The organism is Micromonospora sp. ABR4_055 (genome assembly GCF_056160425.1).
The window spans coordinates 1-17,982 of the sequence record NZ_JBSWXD010000143.1 but is presented as its reverse complement, the minus strand read 5'-3'; the positions used below and the strand labels follow the sequence as shown (position 1 = coordinate 17,982).

The 17,982-nt window shown below is 71.9% G+C and carries 13 protein-coding genes; 9 read left to right on the top strand and 4 right to left on the bottom strand.

Annotated features, from left to right (window positions below; all coding sequences use genetic code 11):
* Positions 1 to 111: 111 nt before the first annotated feature.
* Both ACXAHD_RS25505 and ACXAHD_RS25500 read right to left on the bottom strand, forming a co-directional pair.
* Positions 112 to 1,071 carry a hypothetical protein gene (locus ACXAHD_RS25505; protein WP_475053715.1) on the bottom strand — a complete coding sequence of 320 codons (960 nt, stop codon included), beginning with the start codon at positions 1,069 to 1,071 and terminating at the stop codon, positions 112 to 114.
* Positions 1,072 to 1,332: 261 nt separating this feature from the next.
* On the bottom strand, positions 1,333 to 2,355 hold the full coding sequence (locus ACXAHD_RS25500; RefSeq protein WP_475053713.1) for a LacI family DNA-binding transcriptional regulator: 1,023 nt from the start codon (positions 2,353 to 2,355) through the stop codon (positions 1,333 to 1,335).
* Positions 2,356 to 2,501: 146 nt separating this feature from the next.
* Here ACXAHD_RS25500 and ACXAHD_RS25495 point away from each other — a divergent pair, with 146 nt between their 5' ends.
* From ACXAHD_RS25495 to ACXAHD_RS25455, 9 genes are all read left to right on the top strand, one after another.
* Positions 2,502 to 4,529, top strand: a complete 2,028-nt coding sequence (locus ACXAHD_RS25495; RefSeq protein WP_281554558.1) for a beta-galactosidase — start codon at positions 2,502 to 2,504, stop codon at positions 4,527 to 4,529.
* The gene (locus ACXAHD_RS25490; protein WP_281554559.1) at positions 4,526 to 5,440 is read left to right on the top strand and encodes a carbohydrate ABC transporter permease; all 915 of its coding nucleotides are present in this window, start codon (positions 4,526 to 4,528) and stop codon (positions 5,438 to 5,440) included. The genes ACXAHD_RS25495 and ACXAHD_RS25490 overlap by 4 nt, the downstream gene beginning before the upstream one ends.
* Positions 5,437 to 6,327, top strand: coding sequence for a carbohydrate ABC transporter permease (locus ACXAHD_RS25485; protein WP_475053708.1), 891 nt, complete (start codon positions 5,437 to 5,439; stop codon positions 6,325 to 6,327). The genes ACXAHD_RS25490 and ACXAHD_RS25485 overlap by 4 nt, the downstream gene beginning before the upstream one ends.
* 53 nt (positions 6,328 to 6,380) lie before the next feature.
* Positions 6,381 to 7,715: an ABC transporter substrate-binding protein gene (locus ACXAHD_RS25480; protein WP_281554560.1), complete on the top strand. Its 1,335-nt coding sequence runs from the start codon at positions 6,381 to 6,383 to the stop codon at positions 7,713 to 7,715.
* 4 nt (positions 7,716 to 7,719) lie between these two features.
* Entirely contained in the window at positions 7,720 to 9,813 is a 2,094-nt protein-coding gene (locus ACXAHD_RS25475) for an alpha-galactosidase (RefSeq protein ID WP_281554561.1), read from the top strand.
* A gap of 138 nt (positions 9,814 to 9,951) precedes the next feature.
* Positions 9,952 to 12,237 (top strand): FAD-dependent monooxygenase, encoded by a 2,286-nt coding sequence (locus ACXAHD_RS25470; protein ID WP_281554562.1) that lies wholly within the window; start codon positions 9,952 to 9,954, stop codon positions 12,235 to 12,237.
* A 47-nt stretch (positions 12,238 to 12,284) separates the two neighbouring features.
* A complete protein-coding gene (locus ACXAHD_RS25465) occupies positions 12,285 to 12,644 on the top strand; it encodes a putative quinol monooxygenase (RefSeq protein WP_281554563.1) in 360 nt (119 codons plus the stop codon).
* Positions 12,641 to 13,909, top strand: a complete 1,269-nt coding sequence (locus ACXAHD_RS25460; protein ID WP_281554564.1) for a cytochrome P450 family protein — start codon at positions 12,641 to 12,643, stop codon at positions 13,907 to 13,909. Before ACXAHD_RS25465 ends, ACXAHD_RS25460 begins: the two co-directional genes overlap by 4 nt.
* A gap of 98 nt (positions 13,910 to 14,007) precedes the next feature.
* Positions 14,008 to 14,694 carry a TcmI family type II polyketide cyclase gene (locus tag ACXAHD_RS25455; protein WP_281554565.1) on the top strand — a complete coding sequence of 229 codons (687 nt, stop codon included), beginning with the start codon at positions 14,008 to 14,010 and terminating at the stop codon, positions 14,692 to 14,694.
* A 36-nt stretch (positions 14,695 to 14,730) separates the two neighbouring features.
* Here ACXAHD_RS25455 and ACXAHD_RS25450 read toward each other — a convergent pair whose 3' ends face one another.
* Positions 14,731 to 17,319: a DUF6493 family protein gene (locus ACXAHD_RS25450; RefSeq protein WP_281554566.1), complete on the bottom strand. Its 2,589-nt coding sequence runs from the start codon at positions 17,317 to 17,319 to the stop codon at positions 14,731 to 14,733.
* On the bottom strand, positions 17,316 to 17,982 hold a 667-nt coding region (locus tag ACXAHD_RS25445; RefSeq protein WP_475053702.1), incomplete at its 5' end, for an SWIM zinc finger family protein. The genes ACXAHD_RS25450 and ACXAHD_RS25445, both read right to left, overlap by 4 nt.

Here is a 17,982-nt window from a genome sequence, read left to right as displayed (position 1 = left end):
CCCCCCCCCCCCCCCCCCCCCCCCCCCCCCCCCCCCCCCCCCCCCCCCCCCCCCCCCCCCCCCCCCCCCCCCCCCCCCCCCCCCCCCCCCAGCCGGACAACTGGTGGCGGATCAGGCGGGTTGGATGAACGTGATGCTCTGCGGACCGTTCATGCGAATTGGTTCGCCAGTGGCACTGCTGAAGTCGGTGCCACCGTGCCAGCGGTGCTCACTACTGCAGACACAGCGGATCTTCACCTGCTGTCGCGGCAGTACCATGAGCGACGCGCCGGTCGCCTCGTCGGCCAGCTCGACGATCCCCACCGGGTCTTTCGTGCTGACGTTGAGCAGAACCAGCTGGCCCGGACCCTGCGGCGGGTCGGCGATCTCGATGCTCACCGAGGTCCCGGCCTCCAACTGGTACGCGTACGGCGGGGCGTTGACGTCCGCCGCCACCAGGTCGGCGCGCAGCCGGTTGCCGACGTGCCCGCTCCACTGGTACGGGTAGCCGTCCGCTCTGAACAGCAGCGGCCACTCGTACGGCCCCAGCCAGTCGACGACGAACGAGCCCTTGTCGTCGACCGGTGCGTAGCGCGGATCCCGCGAACCGTCGGCGACCGGCGCGACGAGCCCGACCGTACCGTTCGTCAGGGTCTCGTCGTCGGCACCCTGCACGGTGCCGACGATCACTGAGCGCGCGTCCAGTCGGATCGTCGGCCCGGACCGCACCTCGTCGGCGGAGAAGGTGAACCACCGCGCATTCTTCTGGGTGCCGGTGCCGCCGTCCTGGCTGACCCACTGGGCACCGTACCGGCTACCCGAGTCGGGCAACGCGAACAGATTGTAGGAACCCGGCCCGGGAACCGAGACATTCACCCGGCCCCGGGAGTCGCTCCGGGTCGGGCAGACGTCGGTAAAGCTGAACGTGAATACCGGAACGGCGAATACGCAGATGTCGGCCACCGGCTCGCCGGTGATCGCGTCCACTACGTCGGTGCGGATACCCGGCCCGTCGAAAGCCGTCGTCGCGTACGCCTGCGGTGCGATCGTGGCACCGCCCAGGAGGGCCGCAGCGACCACCGAACCGAGCACGATCCTCCGTTTCCGGTTGCCGACCGAGCGTGGTTGGACGGCGCGGTGGGCCCCGCCTTTGCCGCCTGTGGAAAATCGAATGATTCTCAACGAGGTTGCCCCTTTCGCATTTGCACTGCACTGCTAGGTGCCAGATGAGTTTGTAGCACGGATCATCGTCAATTCCCGGTTGCGGATGCCGGTGCGGCGAGCGTTTCGCTGTCGATCGGCGCCCGCGATGCTTGGAAACGCGCAACCGGGTTCGGTTCCGGGTGATCCCGCTCAGGCGGACTCGCGCCATACGACGGGGGTCGGCAGCAGCGCCCCGCCGGCTGCGATGTGGTCGCCGTTGATCTGGCGCAGCACCAGGTCGGCGGCGCGGGCCCCGATCTCCTTCGCTGGCTGGTGCACGGTGGACAGCGGTGGGTTGGTGCGGAGCGCCCAGGCGCTGTCGTCGAATCCGACCACGCCGACATCGGCCGGTACGGTCCGGTCGGCCTCGCGCAGGGTCTGGATCGCTCCGGCGGCGACCACGTCCGAGGCTGCGAAGACGCCGTCGAGGTCGGGTGTCCGCTCCAGCAGGGTCTGCATGCCGCTGACGCCGCACGAGTAGTCGTAGAGGGGGACTTCGGCGACCAGCCGGGGGTCGAACCGGTCGCCGAGTGCCTGGCGGAAGCCGGTGAGCCGGTCGGCACCGGAGTCGCGGTTCAGCGCGGCGGCGATCATGCCGATCCGCCGCCGGCCGGTGGCGACCAGCCGGGTGGTGATCTCCCGTGCCGAGCCGACGTTGTCGACCCCGACGTACGGGATCTCCTGCGCCAGGTCGGGCGGGTGCCCGACGAAGGCGGCCGGCAACTTCAGGTCGGTGACGACCCGGGTGATCGGGTCGTGTACGCGGGCCGAGACGATCACCGCGCCGTCGACGAAGCCGCCACTGAGGTAGCGGGCGATCCGTTCAGTGTCCCGGTCGGAGTCGACCACCAGGTTGACCATCTGGTACTCGCCGGCGGAGAGCACCGCGTTGGCGCCCAGCATGATCGCCCCGATGTTCGGGTCCTCCAGAAACAGCGAGTGCGGTTCGAGCACGATGAAGCCGACCGCCTGGGAACGTTGGGTGACCAGGTTGCGGGCGGCGGTGTTCGGTACGTAGCCGACCTCGGCGATGGCGGCGAGGATCGCGGCGCGGGCAACGGGGGAGACGTAGCCACCGTTGAGGACCCGGCTGACGGTGCCCCGGGACACGCCGGCGGCGGCGGCGACGTCGTGCACGGTGGCCCGCTTCGTCATCGGTCTCGGCCGGTTCACGCCGATCACTGTAGCGGCCGGCCCTTGACCTGCGGCGGAACGCGGCTCTAACGTCTGCACGTTCACACATTCGTTTGCCGACTGTACACACGACGAAATGTGTGCACGTGCACACACACGCCCGTATCTGCAGCGAGGACATCTCGATGACACTGCCCCGTGACCGGTCGGCCGCATCACTGCTGCCGTCGATCCGCGGCATCGCGCTGGGCTGTGACTACAACCCGGAGCAGTGGCCGTCGGCGGTGTGGCGCGAGGACGTCGCGCTGATGCGACAGGCCGGCGTCGACCTGGTGGCGATCAACATCTTCGGTTGGTCGAGCATCGAGCCCCGGCCGGGCGAGTACGACTTCGCCGCCCTCGACGAGGTGATCGGCCTGCTGCACGACGCCGGCATCCGGCTCAACCTCGGCACCGGCACCGCCTCCCCGCCGCCCTGGCTGACCACCCGCCACCCCGAGGTGCTGCCGCGGGCCGCCGACGGCACCACCCGCTTCCCCGGCGGGCGACAGGCGTGGTGCCCCAGCTCGCCGGTGTACCGCGGGCACGCCCTGGCGCTGGCCGAGCAGGTCGCCCGACGCTACGGCGGGCACCCCGCCCTGGCGCTGTGGCACGTGTCCAACGAACTCGGCTGCCACAACGCGTTGTGCTACGACGAGCCCAGCGCGGTCGCGTTCCGGCACTGGCTGCGGCAGCGCTACGGCAGCCTCGACGCACTCAACGACGCCTGGGGCACGGCCTTTTGGAGTCAGCGCTACGGCGACTGGGACGAGGTGGATCCACCCCGGGCGAACCTGTCGGTGGCCAACCCGGCACAGCTACTGGACTTCCACCGGTTCAGCTCCGCGCAGTTGCTGGAGCACTACCGCGCCGAGGCGGCGGTACTGCGCCGGTACAGCGCCGCGCCGATCACCACGAATCTCATGGTAACCGCCCATATCAGGAATCTAGACTACTGGTCCTGGGCTCCTGACCTGGACATCGTAGCCAACGACCACTATCTGGACCACCGGCTCGGCGACCCGGTCGCGGAACTATCCTTCGCCGCCGACCTCACCCGTGGGCTGGCCGGGGGAGCGCCGTGGATGCTGATGGAGCAGGCGACCGGCGCGGTCAACTGGCAGCCCTGGAACCTCGCCAAGGAGCCGGGCCAGATGATCCGCAACTCGCTCACCCACGTCGCCCGGGGCGCCGACTCGATCTGCTTCTTCCAGTGGCGTGCCTCCGCCGCGGGCGCCGAGAAGTACCACTCGGCGATGCTGCCGCACGCCGGCACCGACACCACCACCTGGCGGGAGGTGCTGCGACTGTCGGAGGTGCTCGACCGGGTCGGCGAGGTCGCCGGCACCCGGGTGCACTCCGACGTGGCCCTGCTGTTCAGCTGGGAGTCCTGGTGGTCCGCCGACGGTACGGCCCGCCCGTCGACCGAGATTCGCTACCTCGACCAGGTGCACGCCGCGTACACCGGGCTGCGGGAGCTCGGCGTTACCTGCGACGTCGCCGCGCCGGACGCCGACCTCGCCGGGTACCGGCTGGTCGTCGTGCCGTGTCTGCACCTGGTGACCGACGAGCAGGCCACCGCGCTCGCCCGGTACGTCGACGCCGGCGGCCACCTGCTGGTGACCTTCTACAGCGGCATCGTCGACGAACACGACCGGATCCGCCTCGGCGGCTACCCCGGTGCCTTCCGGGATCTGCTCGGTGTGGTCGGCGAGGAGTTCGTCCCGCTGCTGCCCGGGGTCGACGTCACTTTGGACAACGGCGCCCGCGCCCGTTGGTGGACCGAGCGGCTGCGGACCACCACCGCCACGACCGTCGCCTGCTACGCCGACGGCCCGCTGCCCGGCACCCCGGCGGTCACCCGCAACGACTACGGCGCCGGCATCGCCTGGTACCTGGCGACCGCGCTGGCCCCCGACGGGCTGCGTGACGTGCTGCGTGCCGCCGTCGACGGGGCCGGGGTGGTCCCGCATGGTCCGGAGAACGACGGCTCGGTCGAGGTGGTCCGGCGCGTCGGCGGCAACCGCAGCTACCTGTTCGTCGTCAACCACGGCCGTCGGGAGATCCGCCACGCCGCCAGTGGCTACGAACTCGTCACCGGCACCCCGGTCGACGGGCGGTTGCGAGTCGGCCCCGGCGAGGTCCGGGTGGTCAGAGAGGAGTCGGCCCGGTGAGCAGATCCCGTCCGGTGCGGGCGACGGCGACCGGCCGTCGCCGGGCACCCGTGCCGCACAAGAGCGCCATCGCGATCTTCGTGGTGCCGTTCGGGACGCTCTTCGCGCTCTTCTACGCCGTCCCCATCGGCTACGCCATGGTCCAGTCGCTGTACGTCGTGGAACGCACCGGCACCTTCGGCCCGGCCCGGGAGGTCTTCGGCGGGCTCGCCCAGTACCAGCGGGTGTTCGCCGACGGCTCGTTCTGGTCGTCGATCGGCCGGGTGCTGCTGTTCGGCGTGGTCCAGGTGCCGGTGATGCTCGGCGTCGCTCTGCTGCTGGCCCTGCTGCTCGACTCCGGTCTGGTCCGCGGTCGACGCTTCTTCCGGCTCGCCTTCTTCGTGCCGTATGCGGTACCCGGCGTCGTCGCGGCGATCATGTGGGGCTTCCTGTACTCGCCCAACCTGTCGCCGTTCGCCGCGGTGACCGGTCGGGTGGACCTGCTCGGCGCGGACCTGGTGCTGTGGTCCATCGCCAACGTCGTCACCTGGGTCTACGTCGGCTACAACATGTTGATCATCTACTCGTCGCTGCTGGCGATCCCGCCGGAGATCTACGAGGCGGCCCGGCTCGACGGCGCCGGTCCGGCCCGGATCGCCTGGTCGATCAAGATCCCGATGGTGCTGCCGGCGATCGTGCTGACCACCGTCTTCTCCATCATCGGCACCCTGCAGCTGCTGGCCGAACCGCAGGTGTTCCGAACCTTCAGCTCAGCGGTGTCCAGCACCTACACCCCGAACCTGACCGTCTACTCCACCTCCTCCATCCCCAACTTCAACCTGGCCGCGGCCTTCTCGGTGGTGCTCGCCTTGGCGACCTTCGCGCTGTCGTTCACGTTCCTGAAATTCACCCAGCGCCGGGACGCGCGATGAGCGCCCCGGCCAGGACCACCGCCGGCCGCACCCCCGGCGGTACGCCGTCGCGGGAGTCGCTGCTGTCGCGGTCCGCCGCGACCCTGGTGATGCTGGTCTGCACCGCGTACTTCCTGGTGCCGATCTGGTGGCTGGTGGTCGCCTCGGCGAAACCCGAGGGGCGGTTCACCCAGGGTGCGCCCCTGTGGTTCGACGACTTCTCGCTGGTCGACAACGTCGCCGAGGTGCTGACCTACCGCGACGGGGTGTTTCCCCGCTGGATCCTCAACAGCCTCGCCTACACCGGCGGCGCCGCCCTGATCGGTACCCTGCTCGCCGCGATGTGCGGGTACGCCCTGGCCAAGTACCGGTTCCCTGGCCGGGAGACGCTGTTCAACGTGGTGCTCGGCGGGGTGCTGGTGCCGGCGACCGCGCTCGCCCTGCCACTGTTTCTGATCTTCAGCCGGTTCGAGGCGACCAACACCTTCTGGTCGGTGTTCCTGCCCAGCCTGGTCAACCCGTTCGGGGTCTACCTGGCCCGGATCTACGCCGCCGCGAGCGTGCCCGACGAGTTGCTGGAAGCGGCCCGCCTCGACGGCGCCGGCGAGGTACGGACCTTTTTCACCGTCGCCACCCGGCTGATGCTGCCCGCCCTGGTCACCATCTTCCTGTTCCACTTCGTCGCGGTCTGGAACAACTTCCTGCTGCCGCTGATCATGCTCGGCGACGAGCGGCTGTTCCCGGTCACCCTCGGCCTCTACACCTGGAACACCCAGGTCAACCAGCTGCCCGAACTGCGGGGCCTGGTGCTCGTCGGCGCGCTGCTGTCGATCGTGCCGCTGGTCGCGGCGTTCTTGCTGCTCCAACGCTTCTGGCGGACCGGCCTCGGGGCCGGCTCGGTCAAGTGAACCCCGCCTTCCGCCGTACCCGTCCACCCACCGATAACGAGAGAAGGATTTCGATGAGACTCCCCGCCTCGACGGTCGGCGTACTGCTCGCCGGCACGCTAGCGCTGACCGCCTGCTCCTCCGGCGATTCCGGTGACTCCGGTTCCGGTTCCGGCGCCGCCACCGACTGCAGCCCGGCCGAGGGCCCGGTCACCCTCGACTTCACCTCCTGGATCCCCGGCATCGAGCAGGTGGTCGAGGTCTGGAACGAGCAGAACCCCGACATCCAGGTGAACGTGCAGACCGGGCCGAACGGCAACGGCGGCACCTACCAGAACTTCTTCAACCAGCTGCGCGCCGGCAACGCACCGGACCTGGGCCAGATCGAGTACGACGCGTTGCCCAGCTTCCGGGTGCAGGACGGCCTGGTCGACCTCGGCGCCTGCGATATCGTGCTCGACGCCCAGGACCAGTTCGTCGACTGGACCTGGGGGCAGGTCAGCTTCGGCGAGGTGGGCTCGGCGTACGCCGTACCGCAGGACGCCGGACCGATGGCCCTGTTCTACCGGGCGGACCTATTCGAGGCCAACGGCATCGAGGTGCCGACCACCTGGGCCGAGTACGCGGCCGCCGCCGAGACGGTCCGCGCCGCCGGCGGCTACATCACCAACTTCTCGTCCAGCGACATCAACCAGTTTGCCGGGCTGGCCTGGCAGGCCGGCGGCCGGTGGTTCGCCAACGACGGCGACCAGTGGACGGTGGACCTGACCGACCCGCAGACCACCCAGGTCGCCGAGTACTGGCAGGACCTGATCGACCGCGACCTCGTCTCGACTGTGCCGCCGTGGACCACCGAGTGGGACAACGCCTACAACAGCGGCTCCGCCTGGACCTGGGTGTCGGCCGTGTGGGGCGCCAACTCGATCAGCTCCGGCGCGCCGGACACCGCCGGCAAGTGGGCGGTCGCGCCGATGCCGCAGTGGAACGCCGGCGACCAGGTCGCCGGCAACTGGGGTGGTTCCTCCACCGCCGTGTTCCGGGGCAGCGAGCACGTCTACGAGGCCGCTCAGTTCGCCCTCTGGCTGAACACCTCCGAGGAGGCGTTGACCCTGCTCAACGCCGAAGCGAACCTCTACCCGGCGACCACTGCCGGCACCCAGCTGCCGGCGCTGCGCGAGGGCGTGGAGTTCTACGGTGGCCAGCCGATCTACGAGGTCTTCGCCGAGGCGTCGGAGCAGGTCGCGGAGGGCTTCGTCTGGGGTCCGACGATGACCCAGACCTACGCCGACGCCTCCGACGGCTTCAAGGCGGCGGTTTCCGGTCAGGGCAGCCTGCTGGACGCGCTGACCGCCGCGCAAACCTCTACCGTGGATACCCTGAAGTCGCAGTCCATCCCGGTAGCGGAGTGACCATTTGATCGCGTACCTGCGGGCCGCGGGCGCCAGCCTCGTGCTGGACGCCCGTGGCCCGTACCCACCGGTCGTCCTGCACTGGGGCGGCGACCTCGGCGACCTCACCGAGGCCGAGTTGACCGACCTGGCCGACGCGGCGGTCCCACCGGTGCCGCCCAGTGCGGTCGACCAGCCGCTGCGACTCACCCTGCTGCCCACCCCGGGCCAGGGCTGGACCGGCCGGCCCGGCATCGCCGGACACTGGGCCGGCCGGCCCGTTGACGACCTGCGGTTGCACACCGTCGGCCGGACCGGTCCCCGTGACCTGGTAATCGAGTGCGGCTGCGCCGCCGGCGGGCTGCGGGTCAGCACCGACGTCTCGCTCAGCGAGCAGGGCGTCCTACGGCTCCGCCACCAGGTGCGCAACATCGCCGAGGTCGACCTGCACCTGGCCGCGGCGGACGTCGTGCTGCCGGTGCCGGAGCGGGCCGAGGAGGTGCTCGACTTCACCGGGCTCTGGGCCAACGAGCGGCGTCCGCAGCGCAGCCGACTGCGCGACGGTACGTGGACGCGGTCCACCCGCCACGGCCGGCCCGGCCACGACGACCCGTACCTGATGGTCGCCGGCACCGCCGGGTTCGGGTTCCGGCACGGCCAGGTGTGGGCGGTGCACCTGGCGTGGAGCGGCGACAAGCAGCTGTACGCCGAACGCCAGGCCACCGGGCAGAGCCTGCTCGGCGCCGGTGAACTGCTCGCCCCCGGCGAGCTGATCCTGCCGCCCGACGGCACGTACACCACCCCGTGGACGGTCGCCGCGTTCTCCGCAGACGGCCTCGACGGTCTCTCCGCGCGGCTGCACGGCTGGATCCGGGCCCGCCGCCCGCTGCCCGGGCCCCGGCCGGTGGTGCTCAACACCTGGGAGGCGGTCTACTTCGACCACGATCTCGACCGGCTGACCCGGCTGGTCGACGCCGCCGCGCAGGTCGGCGTCGAACGTTTCGTCCTCGACGACGGCTGGTTCACCGGCCGGGTCGACGACCGGCGGGCGCTCGGCGACTGGTCCGTCGACCCGCGGCGCTGGCCGGCCGGTCTGGGGCCACTGATCGACCGGGTCCGCGCCCGGCGGATGGACTTCGGGCTGTGGGTGGAACCGGAGATGGTCAGCCCCGACTCCGACCTGGCCCGTGCCCACCCCGACTGGCTGCTCGGGCCGACGCACGCGCCGACCTGGCGGCACCAGCGGGTGCTCGACCTGGACAACCCGGACGCCTACCGGTATCTGCGGGAGCGGCTCGGCGCGCTGCTCGAGGCGTACCCGATCGCCTACCTGAAGTGGGACCACAACCGGGACCTGCTCGCCGCGACCGGCGCGCACCGGCAGACCACGGCGCTGTACCGGCTCCTGGCCGACCTGCGGGTGGCCCACCCCGACCTGGAGATCGAAAGCTGCGCCTCCGGCGGAGGCCGCATCGACCTGGGCATCGGTGAACTGGTCGACCGGTTCTGGACCTCCGACACCAACGACCCGCTCGACCGGCAGCGGATCCTGCGTTGGACCAGTGTGCTGATGCCGCTGGAGTACCTCGGCGGGCATTTGGGCGCCGGCACCGCGCACGTCACCGGCCGGGCCACCGACCTGAGTTTCCGACTGGCCACCGCGCTGTTCGGGCACGCCGGCATCGAATGGGACCTGACCACCGCGACCGACGCCGAACGCGCCGACGTCGCCGAGTGGGTCGCCGCGTACCGGCGGCTGCGGCCGTTGCTGCACACCGGGACGCTGGTCCGCACCGACAGCCCGGATCCGGCCCGGCAGCTGTATGGGGTCGTCGCCGCCGACCGGCGTACCGGCGTGTACGCCCTGGTGGCGCTCGACGCGGCGCGGTCCGCGCTACCGGTACCGCTGCGGCTGCCCGGTCTCGACCCGCAGCGCCGCTACCGGGTGAGCCCACTGCGGATCGGCCCGGTGCCGGCGACGCTGCAGGTGCGGCCGCCGGCCTGGCTTCAGCGGGGCGAGGCGACCCTGCCCGGCCGGGTGCTGGCCGAGGTCGGACTGCCCGCACCGCTGCTGCACCCGCAACAGGCGGCGCTGTTCACCGCCGAGGCGGTCGGCTGAGCGCACGCCTGCAGATCGTTCCTCAGCCGGGTCGCCGGCGCGTCACCGGCCGCCCACCGTGCCCCGTGCCGCGTTGACGGCCGGGTGACGCGGTGTCGGCGAAGGTCAGGTCCACCGCACGCCGTTCAGGGGGACCACATGATCAGGACGATGCTCCGGGTCCGCGCCCGCAGCGGATTCGAGACGGTTGTGGAGTCAGCGTGGCAGGCCGTCGCCGACGACATCGGTGCGGCGCCCGGCAACCGACTGCGACAGCTGCTCGTCGACGCCACCGATTCGCGTACCTTCGTCGTGGTCACCGAGTGGGCCGACGACGACGCGTTGCGCGACCACCTCGACGGGCCCGTCGCCCGGCAGTGGGCCGACGCCGTAGCGGCCGCCTGCGAACCGCCGACCGCCGGCAGCTACCGGGTGATGCGCGGTCGGGCCGGCACCGACACCCGGATCTACGTCGACGTGCCGATCACCGTTCCCACCGACCGGATCGACGAGTTCCACCGTGGGCACGCCGAGGTCGTCAGTCGACTTTCCGGAGTGGACGGATATATGCGTGAGGAGCTGCTACGCGAACCCGGCACCCCGGTGCACCACATCTTCGCCGAGTGGAGCAGCCCGGAGCAGTTCCGCCGGTGGATCTCCGACCCCGACCACGAGCGGGCCGAAGCCGGCCCGATCGCCGAGTTCCTCGTCGGGATCCGCCCCCGGATCTTCCACCCCGCCGACCACCCCGCCGACCAACCGGCCGATCCGCCCGCCGATCCGCCAGCGGCAGCGGCCGACACCACCGACGTACTGATCGTCGGCGCCGGCCCGACCGGGCTCACCGCCGCGATCGAACTCGCCCGCCGCGGCGTCGACTGCCAGGTGATCGACAAACTCACCAGCCCGCCCGACCAGGCGGACAAGGCGATCGGGGTGCACTGCCGCACCATGGAGATCTGGGAGGACCAGGGCGTCGTCCGGGACGCGATGAACGCTGGCATCTGGCTGACCGGCCAAGCGGTCTTCGTCAACGGTCACCAGGTGTACCGGGGCAGCTGGGAGCTGCCGGAGCTGCCGTACGCACACCTGGGTCTGCCCCAGTACGAGACCGAACGGATCCTCACCGACCGGCTCGCCACACTCGGCGTACGGCCCCGGCGCGGCGCCGAACTGGTCGACTTCACCAGCGACGACGACGGAGTCACCGCCAACCTCGCCCACGCCGACGGCGGCACCGAGACGGTCCGCGCCAAGTTCCTCGTCGGCGCCGACGGCGCGCACAGCCGGGTACGCCAACTGCTCGGCCTCACCTTCACCGGCGGGCTGGGCCGCTTCCCGCAACTGTTCATGCTCGGCGACGTCGACGTCGACTGGGACATGCCCGCCGGCCACCTGCTGCGGTTCATCCACGAAACCGACGGCCAGCTGGACAACATGCTGGTCTGCGTACCGCTGCGGGGTGAATCCCGCTACCGGATCGCGACCATGGCGCCGCCGCGCTACTTCGCCGCCACCCGTGGCGAGAACGCCCCGCCCGGGTTCAGCGCCGAACTCGGCGAACCGACCCTCGCCGACGTGCAGGCAGTGCTGGACCAGCTCGCCCCGGCCGCAACGACCGCGGCCAACCTGCGTTGGTCGTCGATCTTCCGGATCAGTCACGGCATCGTCGACCGCTACCGCGACGGACGGGTCTTCGTCGCAGGCGACGCCGCACACCTGCATCCGCCAGCCGGCGGTCAGGGCATGAACACCGGCATCCAGGACGCCTGGAATCTGGCCTGGAAGCTGGCATTGGCGGTCCGTGGTGTCGCCGCGCCCGGCCTGCTGGACAGCTACCAGATCGAGCGCCGGCCACAGGGGGAAGAGGTCGTCGGGCGGGCGGTGCGGCTGGCCTTCACTGACGAGTTGGAACGCGAGGACCTCGAAAGGCAGTTCCTGCAGGAGATGTCGATGCTGGTCAGCTACGCCGACAGTCCACTCGTCGGCGAGTCGCTGGCCACCGTGGACGCGCTGCGGGCCGGCCCGGCCCCGGGGGAGCGCGCTCCCGACGTGTCCGGCCTACGTCGACGCGGAGTCGGACATTCGATGCGGCTGCACGAGCTGACCCGGGGGACCCGGCACACTCTGCTGCTCTACGCCGACCGGACGGCGGACGAGGCCACTCTGGCCGCCATCGACAAGCTCAGCGCCGACCTGCCGGATCGGACGTACGGCGAAGTCGAGGTCTACCTGCTGCTCAGCCCGGACACGCCAGCCCTGCCAGCGGACCATCCGCCGGTGCTCCACGACGCCGCCGGTGAGTTCCGGGCCGGGTACGGCACCGCCGGTGCCGCCGCTTACCTGATCCGGCCGGACGGGTACGTCGGCTTCCGCAGCCACCCGATCGACGTCGATGCACTACGCCACCACCTGTACCTGGTGTTCAACGGCGGTGTCCGGTGACCGCCGCTCCCCAGAACCAGACAGACCAAGTGAACCGGACAAACCAGATGAGCCGGACAGGCCAGATGAACCGGGCGGACCTGGTGCCGGGTCCCGTCCGCGCCGTGCTGTCGATGCGGACCCGCCCCGGGTGCGAGCGGCGGTTCGAGACCGAGTGGCAGGCCATCGCCGATCAGATCCGCACCCTCGACGGCTGCCTGCGCCAGGACCTGGTCCGCGACGCCGACGATCCCCGCAGCTACCTGATCATCACCGACTGGGCGGACCGGGAACGCCTCGACGCGTTCGGCCGCAGCGCGCAGCGCGACCGGCTGCTGCGGGTGATCCGGGAGCTGCGCGAATCCGCGCAGCGGCACACCTACCAGGTGCTGCACAGCGTGCCGAGCGAACGAGAGGAGCACCGATGACCGCCGATCCGCGACCGGCCGAGCCGGTCGGATCCGCTGAGCAGGCCGTCCCGGCGGCGGAGTTCTACACCGACGGGTACGCCGCCGACCCGTACCCCACCTACGCCCGGATGCGTGCGCAGTGCCCGGTCCGGTTGGTCGCCTCACCCCGGTTCGACTCCTATCTGATCACCCGCTACGACGACGCGCGGGCAGCGTTGACCGATCCGCGGCTGTCCAAGGACCTGTACGGCCCGGAAGGCCACTACCTGCGGTTCTTCGGGCCGAACTCGGAGGGCCTGAACAAGAACATGCTCAACTCGGATCCGCCGGAACACAGCCGGCTGCGCCGGCTGGTGTCGCAGGCGTTCGCGCCCCGGCGTATCGAGGCCCTGCGGCCCCGGATCGGCCAGGTCGTCGACGACCTGCTCGACAAGTTCGCACCGAGGGGCGAGGCGGACCTGATGCACGAGTTCGCCGTACCGCTGCCGATGGTGGTGATCTGCGAGCTGCTCGGCGTGCCGACACCCGACCACGAACAGGTGCTCGGCTGGACCCAGGTGATCCGGACCTCCGGGTCGGCCAGCCGGCCGCCCGACCAGGAGCGGGCAGCGGTGCAGCAGGTGCAGGCGCAGCTGCACGACTACCTGACCGGACTGGTCCGGGCCAAACGCGCGACGCCGGCCGACGACATGCTCACCGCCCTGATCGATGCCTGTGACCACGATGGGGCGCTCACCGAACGGGAGCTGGTCTCCACCGCGTTCCTGCTGCTGTTCGCCGGTCACCAGACCACCGCCGACTTCATCGGCAACGCCATGCTGGCCCTGTTGACCAACCCCGGACAGTACGAGCTGCTGCTGGCCCGGCCCGAGCTGCTGCCAGCGGCCGTCGAGGAGCTGCTGCGCTTCGACGGCCCGCTGCCGATCGCCAGCCCCCGGGTGGCTACCGAGGACGTCGAGTACGACGGTGTCCGCATCCCGCGCGGGGCGGCGGTCGGGGTGGTGCTCAACTCGGCCAACCGCGACCCGGACCACTTCACCGACCCCGACCGCCTCGACGTGACCAGCGAACGTGGACCCCACCTGGGCTTCGGCCACGGGGTGCACTACTGCCTGGGTGTTTCGCTGGCCCGTATCGAGGCCCGGACCGGCATCGGCGGGCTGTTGCGCCGGCTGCCGGACCTGCGGCTGGCCGTACCCGCCGCCGAACTGCGCCGACTCCCGGCGGCCTCGCCGTTTCGCGGGCTGCTCGAGCTGCCGGTCCGGTTCACCGCCACCGGCTGACGTACCACCGGTCACCGGGCGAACCGACCCGGCCGATCCACCACCGACCACCGGGCGAACCGACCCGGCCGATCCCCACCGTTCTGCGAGGAGTTGTCATGGTCTTCCGCAACGTGATCGTCTGCCGCATGGTGCCGGGCAGCGAGGACAAGATCGCCAAGACTTTCGGCCACTACGACAGGGCCACCCGGCCGCAGGACTTCGGCGTCATCGGGCGCATCCTGCTGTCCCACCACGACCTCTACATTCACATCGTCGAACGCAACGAGGACCCGGCGATCTCCGGGCAGACCCGGGGCCTGCCCGCGTTCAAGGAGATCGCCGAGGCGATCGGCCCGTACGTCACCCCGTACCCGCGCAACTGGCAGAACCCGTCGCACTCGGTGGCCAAGGAGTTCTACCGCTGGACCGCGGAAGGGACCGGCCCGGCGGAAGGGACCGGCCCGGACCCGGCCGGCCGGCATCTGACCGTGATCGTCGGGCGGATCAAGCCCGGCGCGGAGGACAACGTCGCCCGGATCTTCACCGAATCCGACGCCGGCACGCTGCCGGTCGAGATGAGCGTGACCGCGCGCTGGCTCTACTCGATCGACGACGTCTACGTGCACCTGCTGGAACGCTCGGTCCCGCACACCGCCGACGACGCGCGGATCCACGACAAGCCGAAGTTCGGCAAGATCATGGAGGAGCTGAGCCCGTACATCAGCCCGTACAACCAGGACGCCTGGCGTGGCCCGGTGGACGCGGTCGCCAAGGAGTACTACCGCTGGCGGGCCGAGGACTGACTCCGACGGCGCCGCCTCCCGGTCAGCACCGGCCGGCTATCGGGAGGCGGCGACCAGTCGCCGGGCCTCGGTGACCAGCCGGCTGGACCCGCCCCGGGCGGCGACGTCGGCGAGCCCGGGCACGTCGAGGCGCACGCCGGTCGCCGCCGCTGTCTGCGCAGCCAGCGCCAGCAGGTCCGGCAGCCCGCGCGGCGCAGGCTGGACGGTCAGCAGCGCCGGCAGCGCGGCGGCGAGAATCCGCCAGGTGGTCAGCGGCGCACCGGCCGCCGCCGCGTCCCGCAACGGCTGGACGACCCGGGACAGCGTGATCATCTTGTCGGCGGTGAGCGAGCCGAGGTGACCACCGACGGCCAGGGCGTCGAGCCCGCCGGCGGCCGCGAGCAGCAGCAGCGCGTCGACGGCCGCCACCCGGTCGGCCTCGTGCCGGGCGGCCAGCCCGTACGCCACCGCCAGGTCGAGCGCCGGCGTGGTCTCGCCGGTGCACTCGGCGAGCATCGGCAGCAGCGCGGCGCCGCCCGGCTCGTCGAGGTCCGCGCTGCCGGCGACCAACGGCAGGACGTACGCGGCGACCAGCCCTCGGTAGCCGGGCAGCTGCGCCGGCCAGTGCCGCTCGTCGGCGATCGACGCGATGTCAACCGCTCGGGCCGGGACGCTGAGCAGACCGTGCTGGTCGGTCACCCCGGGCGGTACCGAGGCTTCGACGACCCGACGCTGCGTCGGCAACCGGTCGTGCCAGTAGTCGTAGCTGCCCTGCCGGCGCCGACGGACGGCCGTCACCACCCGGTAGTGCGGCCGGGGCAGCCCGCCGCAGCGCAGCCAGTCGGCCAGGGCCTGCCCGGCCGGGGTGCCCAACGCCGTCGCCTTCGCCGCCAGCGGCTCGTCGACGACGGACGGCAACCGCAGCAGCGCCTGGGTGAGGTCCGCCGGCCACGGCTGGCGCTCACCGAGGCGGGCCAGCCGGTCGTACAGCTCCTCCGCCGCCACCGCCCCGGTGGCCAGCGACGGTGCGGCGACGAGGCCCACGGCCCCGAGACTGGCGAGCTCGGCCGTCTCGGGACCGGTGAACTCCGCCGCCCCGGGACCGGCGACGGCCCGGCCGATCTCCGCGACCCGGGTGCGCAGCAGTCGGCGCAGCACCGCCTGCTGCGGGTCGGCGGGCCGCTGACCGGAGGTCTGCCGCTGGCCCCAGGTGGACAGCAGCACCTGCCAGCTCCGTGGCGGGGTCCGATCCTCGCTGCCGGCGAGGATCCGCAGCACGCCGCCGAGGCCACCGAGCCGCTCCTCGGGCCGCGAGGACCAGGCCAGCACACCGGCCCGGTCGAGCACCGGGGTCAGCGCCGCCACCGTGGCGGTCCGATCGGCGGCGGTCGACCGGATCAGGCCGTCGAGGATCCGTTCCAGGCCCAGTGCGTCGGTCGAGGACCCGCCGAACAGCGCGGCGATCTCCTCGGCCAACTCGTCCGGGTGGGTGATCGGCGGCGGCGCCGGGGCCGGCGGTGGCACCGGGGGCAGGACGTCGCCGACGTGGCGCACCTCGGCGGGCGCCGCCATCCGGTGGCCGTGTTTCGCGGCCAGCGCGGCCGCCCGGTCGGCGACGTCGACCGCCGGGTGCTCGGCGGCGACGGCCAGCACCGCAGCGATCCGCGCCGCTTGGGCGCGGTCCCGGCGGGCCAGCTGATCGAGCCAGCTCAGCTGGGCCCGTACCAGGGTTTTCTCCGGTCGGCCCAGGACGGCCGGCGCCGTGTCGAGCAGCGTGTCGAGGTCGATGTCCGGCAGCTTGCGCAGCGTCCGTTGGGCCAGTGCGGCCGCCGTCGACGGGCCGTCGGCGAGCAGCCGCAGGTACGTGGGGAGTCGGTCGCGTACCTCGTCGCCGGTCGGCGCCAGTGCGTCGTGCAGGCCGAGGAAGACGCGCAGCGCGGCCGGGCGCTCACCGCGCAGCATGCGGCTGAGCGTGCCGTCCAGCAGCATCGTGCGGTCCAGCCGCCGTTCGGCGGCCAGCTGCGCCAACGCCAGTGGCATCCCCGACCGGCCGTCCGGCTGCTGGTCGGTCCAGGCCCACTGGCCGCCGACCCCGTCGACGTCGAACATTCGGGGGGCCAGCGCGTCCAGGAACGGGTGCCGGCGCATCCGGTCGACCAGCGCGACGCTCCACTCGTGGTCGCGGGGTCGGCTGGCCGTCACCGCCCAGCCGAGGACGAACAGGTCGTCGGTCGGCGGCGCGGCCTGTTCGGCGGTCAGCAGCTCGGCGATGAACCACCAGTTTTCACCGGGTGACTCACGGTCGATCCGCCCGACGAGGCGGTACGCCAGGTCGGCCAGCCAGGTGACACCCCGGCGTCTGGCCACGTCGATCACCGGTGCCGCGGGTGTCGCCAGCAGCGAGAGGTTGCGGCGCCCCAGCACCTCGGCTGCCTGGGCAGCCGTCGGCAGGCAGCCGACCGCCGCGACGGCCAACGCAGTGGCCCGCCAGCGGGACCACCACTCGTCGCGGTGCCGGCGCACGTACGCCGTCAGCTCGATGCCGAGCTGGCGGCGCTGTTCCTCGTCGAGCCCGGAGACGGTGTCCACGGCGGCGGTGATGTCGCCGTTGACGAGACGGTGGACCGTGTCGCTCGCCTCGGTCACGCCGTCACCCCCACCGGGGCGGTGACCATCGCGGCGGCGAGGGCGTGCCGGCACGGCCCCCGCCCGCCCCGGTGCCGCGCCCACCAGGTGCAGGTGCAGGTGCGGGTGCCGTCGGGCAGCTGCCGCACCCGGTAGACCTGGTCACCGGCGCGTACCGTCGCCCCGTCCGGGTCCGGGGTCACCGCACCGGCCTCGACCAGCGCCCGGGCCGCGGTCAGCCGGGGATTGTCCCGCTCGGCGCGGCCCGGATCGTAGGGCAGCACCCGGTGGAAGTAGCCGGCCCGCGCGACGTCGTAGCCGACCCGACCGGCGGTGCCGAGCAGCGTCAGCGCCGCGCGCACCCGGGCGGCGGCCAGGCCGGACGCCTCGGCCAGCGCGTCGACGTCGACGCTCGGATCCCAGTCGAGCAGTCCGCCGATCAGCTCGGCGTCGTCGGCGACCTCGTCGCCGGCCAGGGCGGGCAGGACGCCGCCCTCGCCGGAGAAGCCCCGGGCCGGCTCCGGTGACAGGGCCAGCGACAGGCTCATCCCGGCCAGGTCCAGCTCCCACACGCTGGCCACCGGTGCCGCGCCGGCGGCCACCGGCGGCCCGTACACCCGCAGCGCCGACGCGTGCCGCAGCAGGCCCCGCAGCGCGGCGAGCCGACCCGCGCCGGACAGGCAC

Excerpts from the sequence above, each read along its gene's own strand:
- ACXAHD_RS25485 (WP_475053708.1), top strand. The coding sequence starts at position 5,437 with ATGAGCGCCCCGGCCAGGACCACCGCCGGCCGCACCCCCGGCGGTACG.
- ACXAHD_RS25495 (WP_281554558.1), top strand. The coding sequence starts at position 2,502 with ATGACACTGCCCCGTGACCGGTCGGCCGCATCACTGCTGCCGTCGATC.
- ACXAHD_RS25470 (WP_281554562.1), top strand. The coding sequence starts at position 9,952 with ATGATCAGGACGATGCTCCGGGTCCGCGCCCGCAGCGGATTCGAGACG.
- ACXAHD_RS25480 (WP_281554560.1), top strand. The coding sequence starts at position 6,381 with ATGAGACTCCCCGCCTCGACGGTCGGCGTACTGCTCGCCGGCACGCTA.
- ACXAHD_RS25465 (WP_281554563.1), top strand. The coding sequence starts at position 12,285 with ATGAGCCGGACAGGCCAGATGAACCGGGCGGACCTGGTGCCGGGTCCC.
- ACXAHD_RS25455 (WP_281554565.1), top strand. The coding sequence starts at position 14,008 with ATGGTCTTCCGCAACGTGATCGTCTGCCGCATGGTGCCGGGCAGCGAG.
- ACXAHD_RS25460 (WP_281554564.1), top strand. The coding sequence starts at position 12,641 with ATGACCGCCGATCCGCGACCGGCCGAGCCGGTCGGATCCGCTGAGCAG.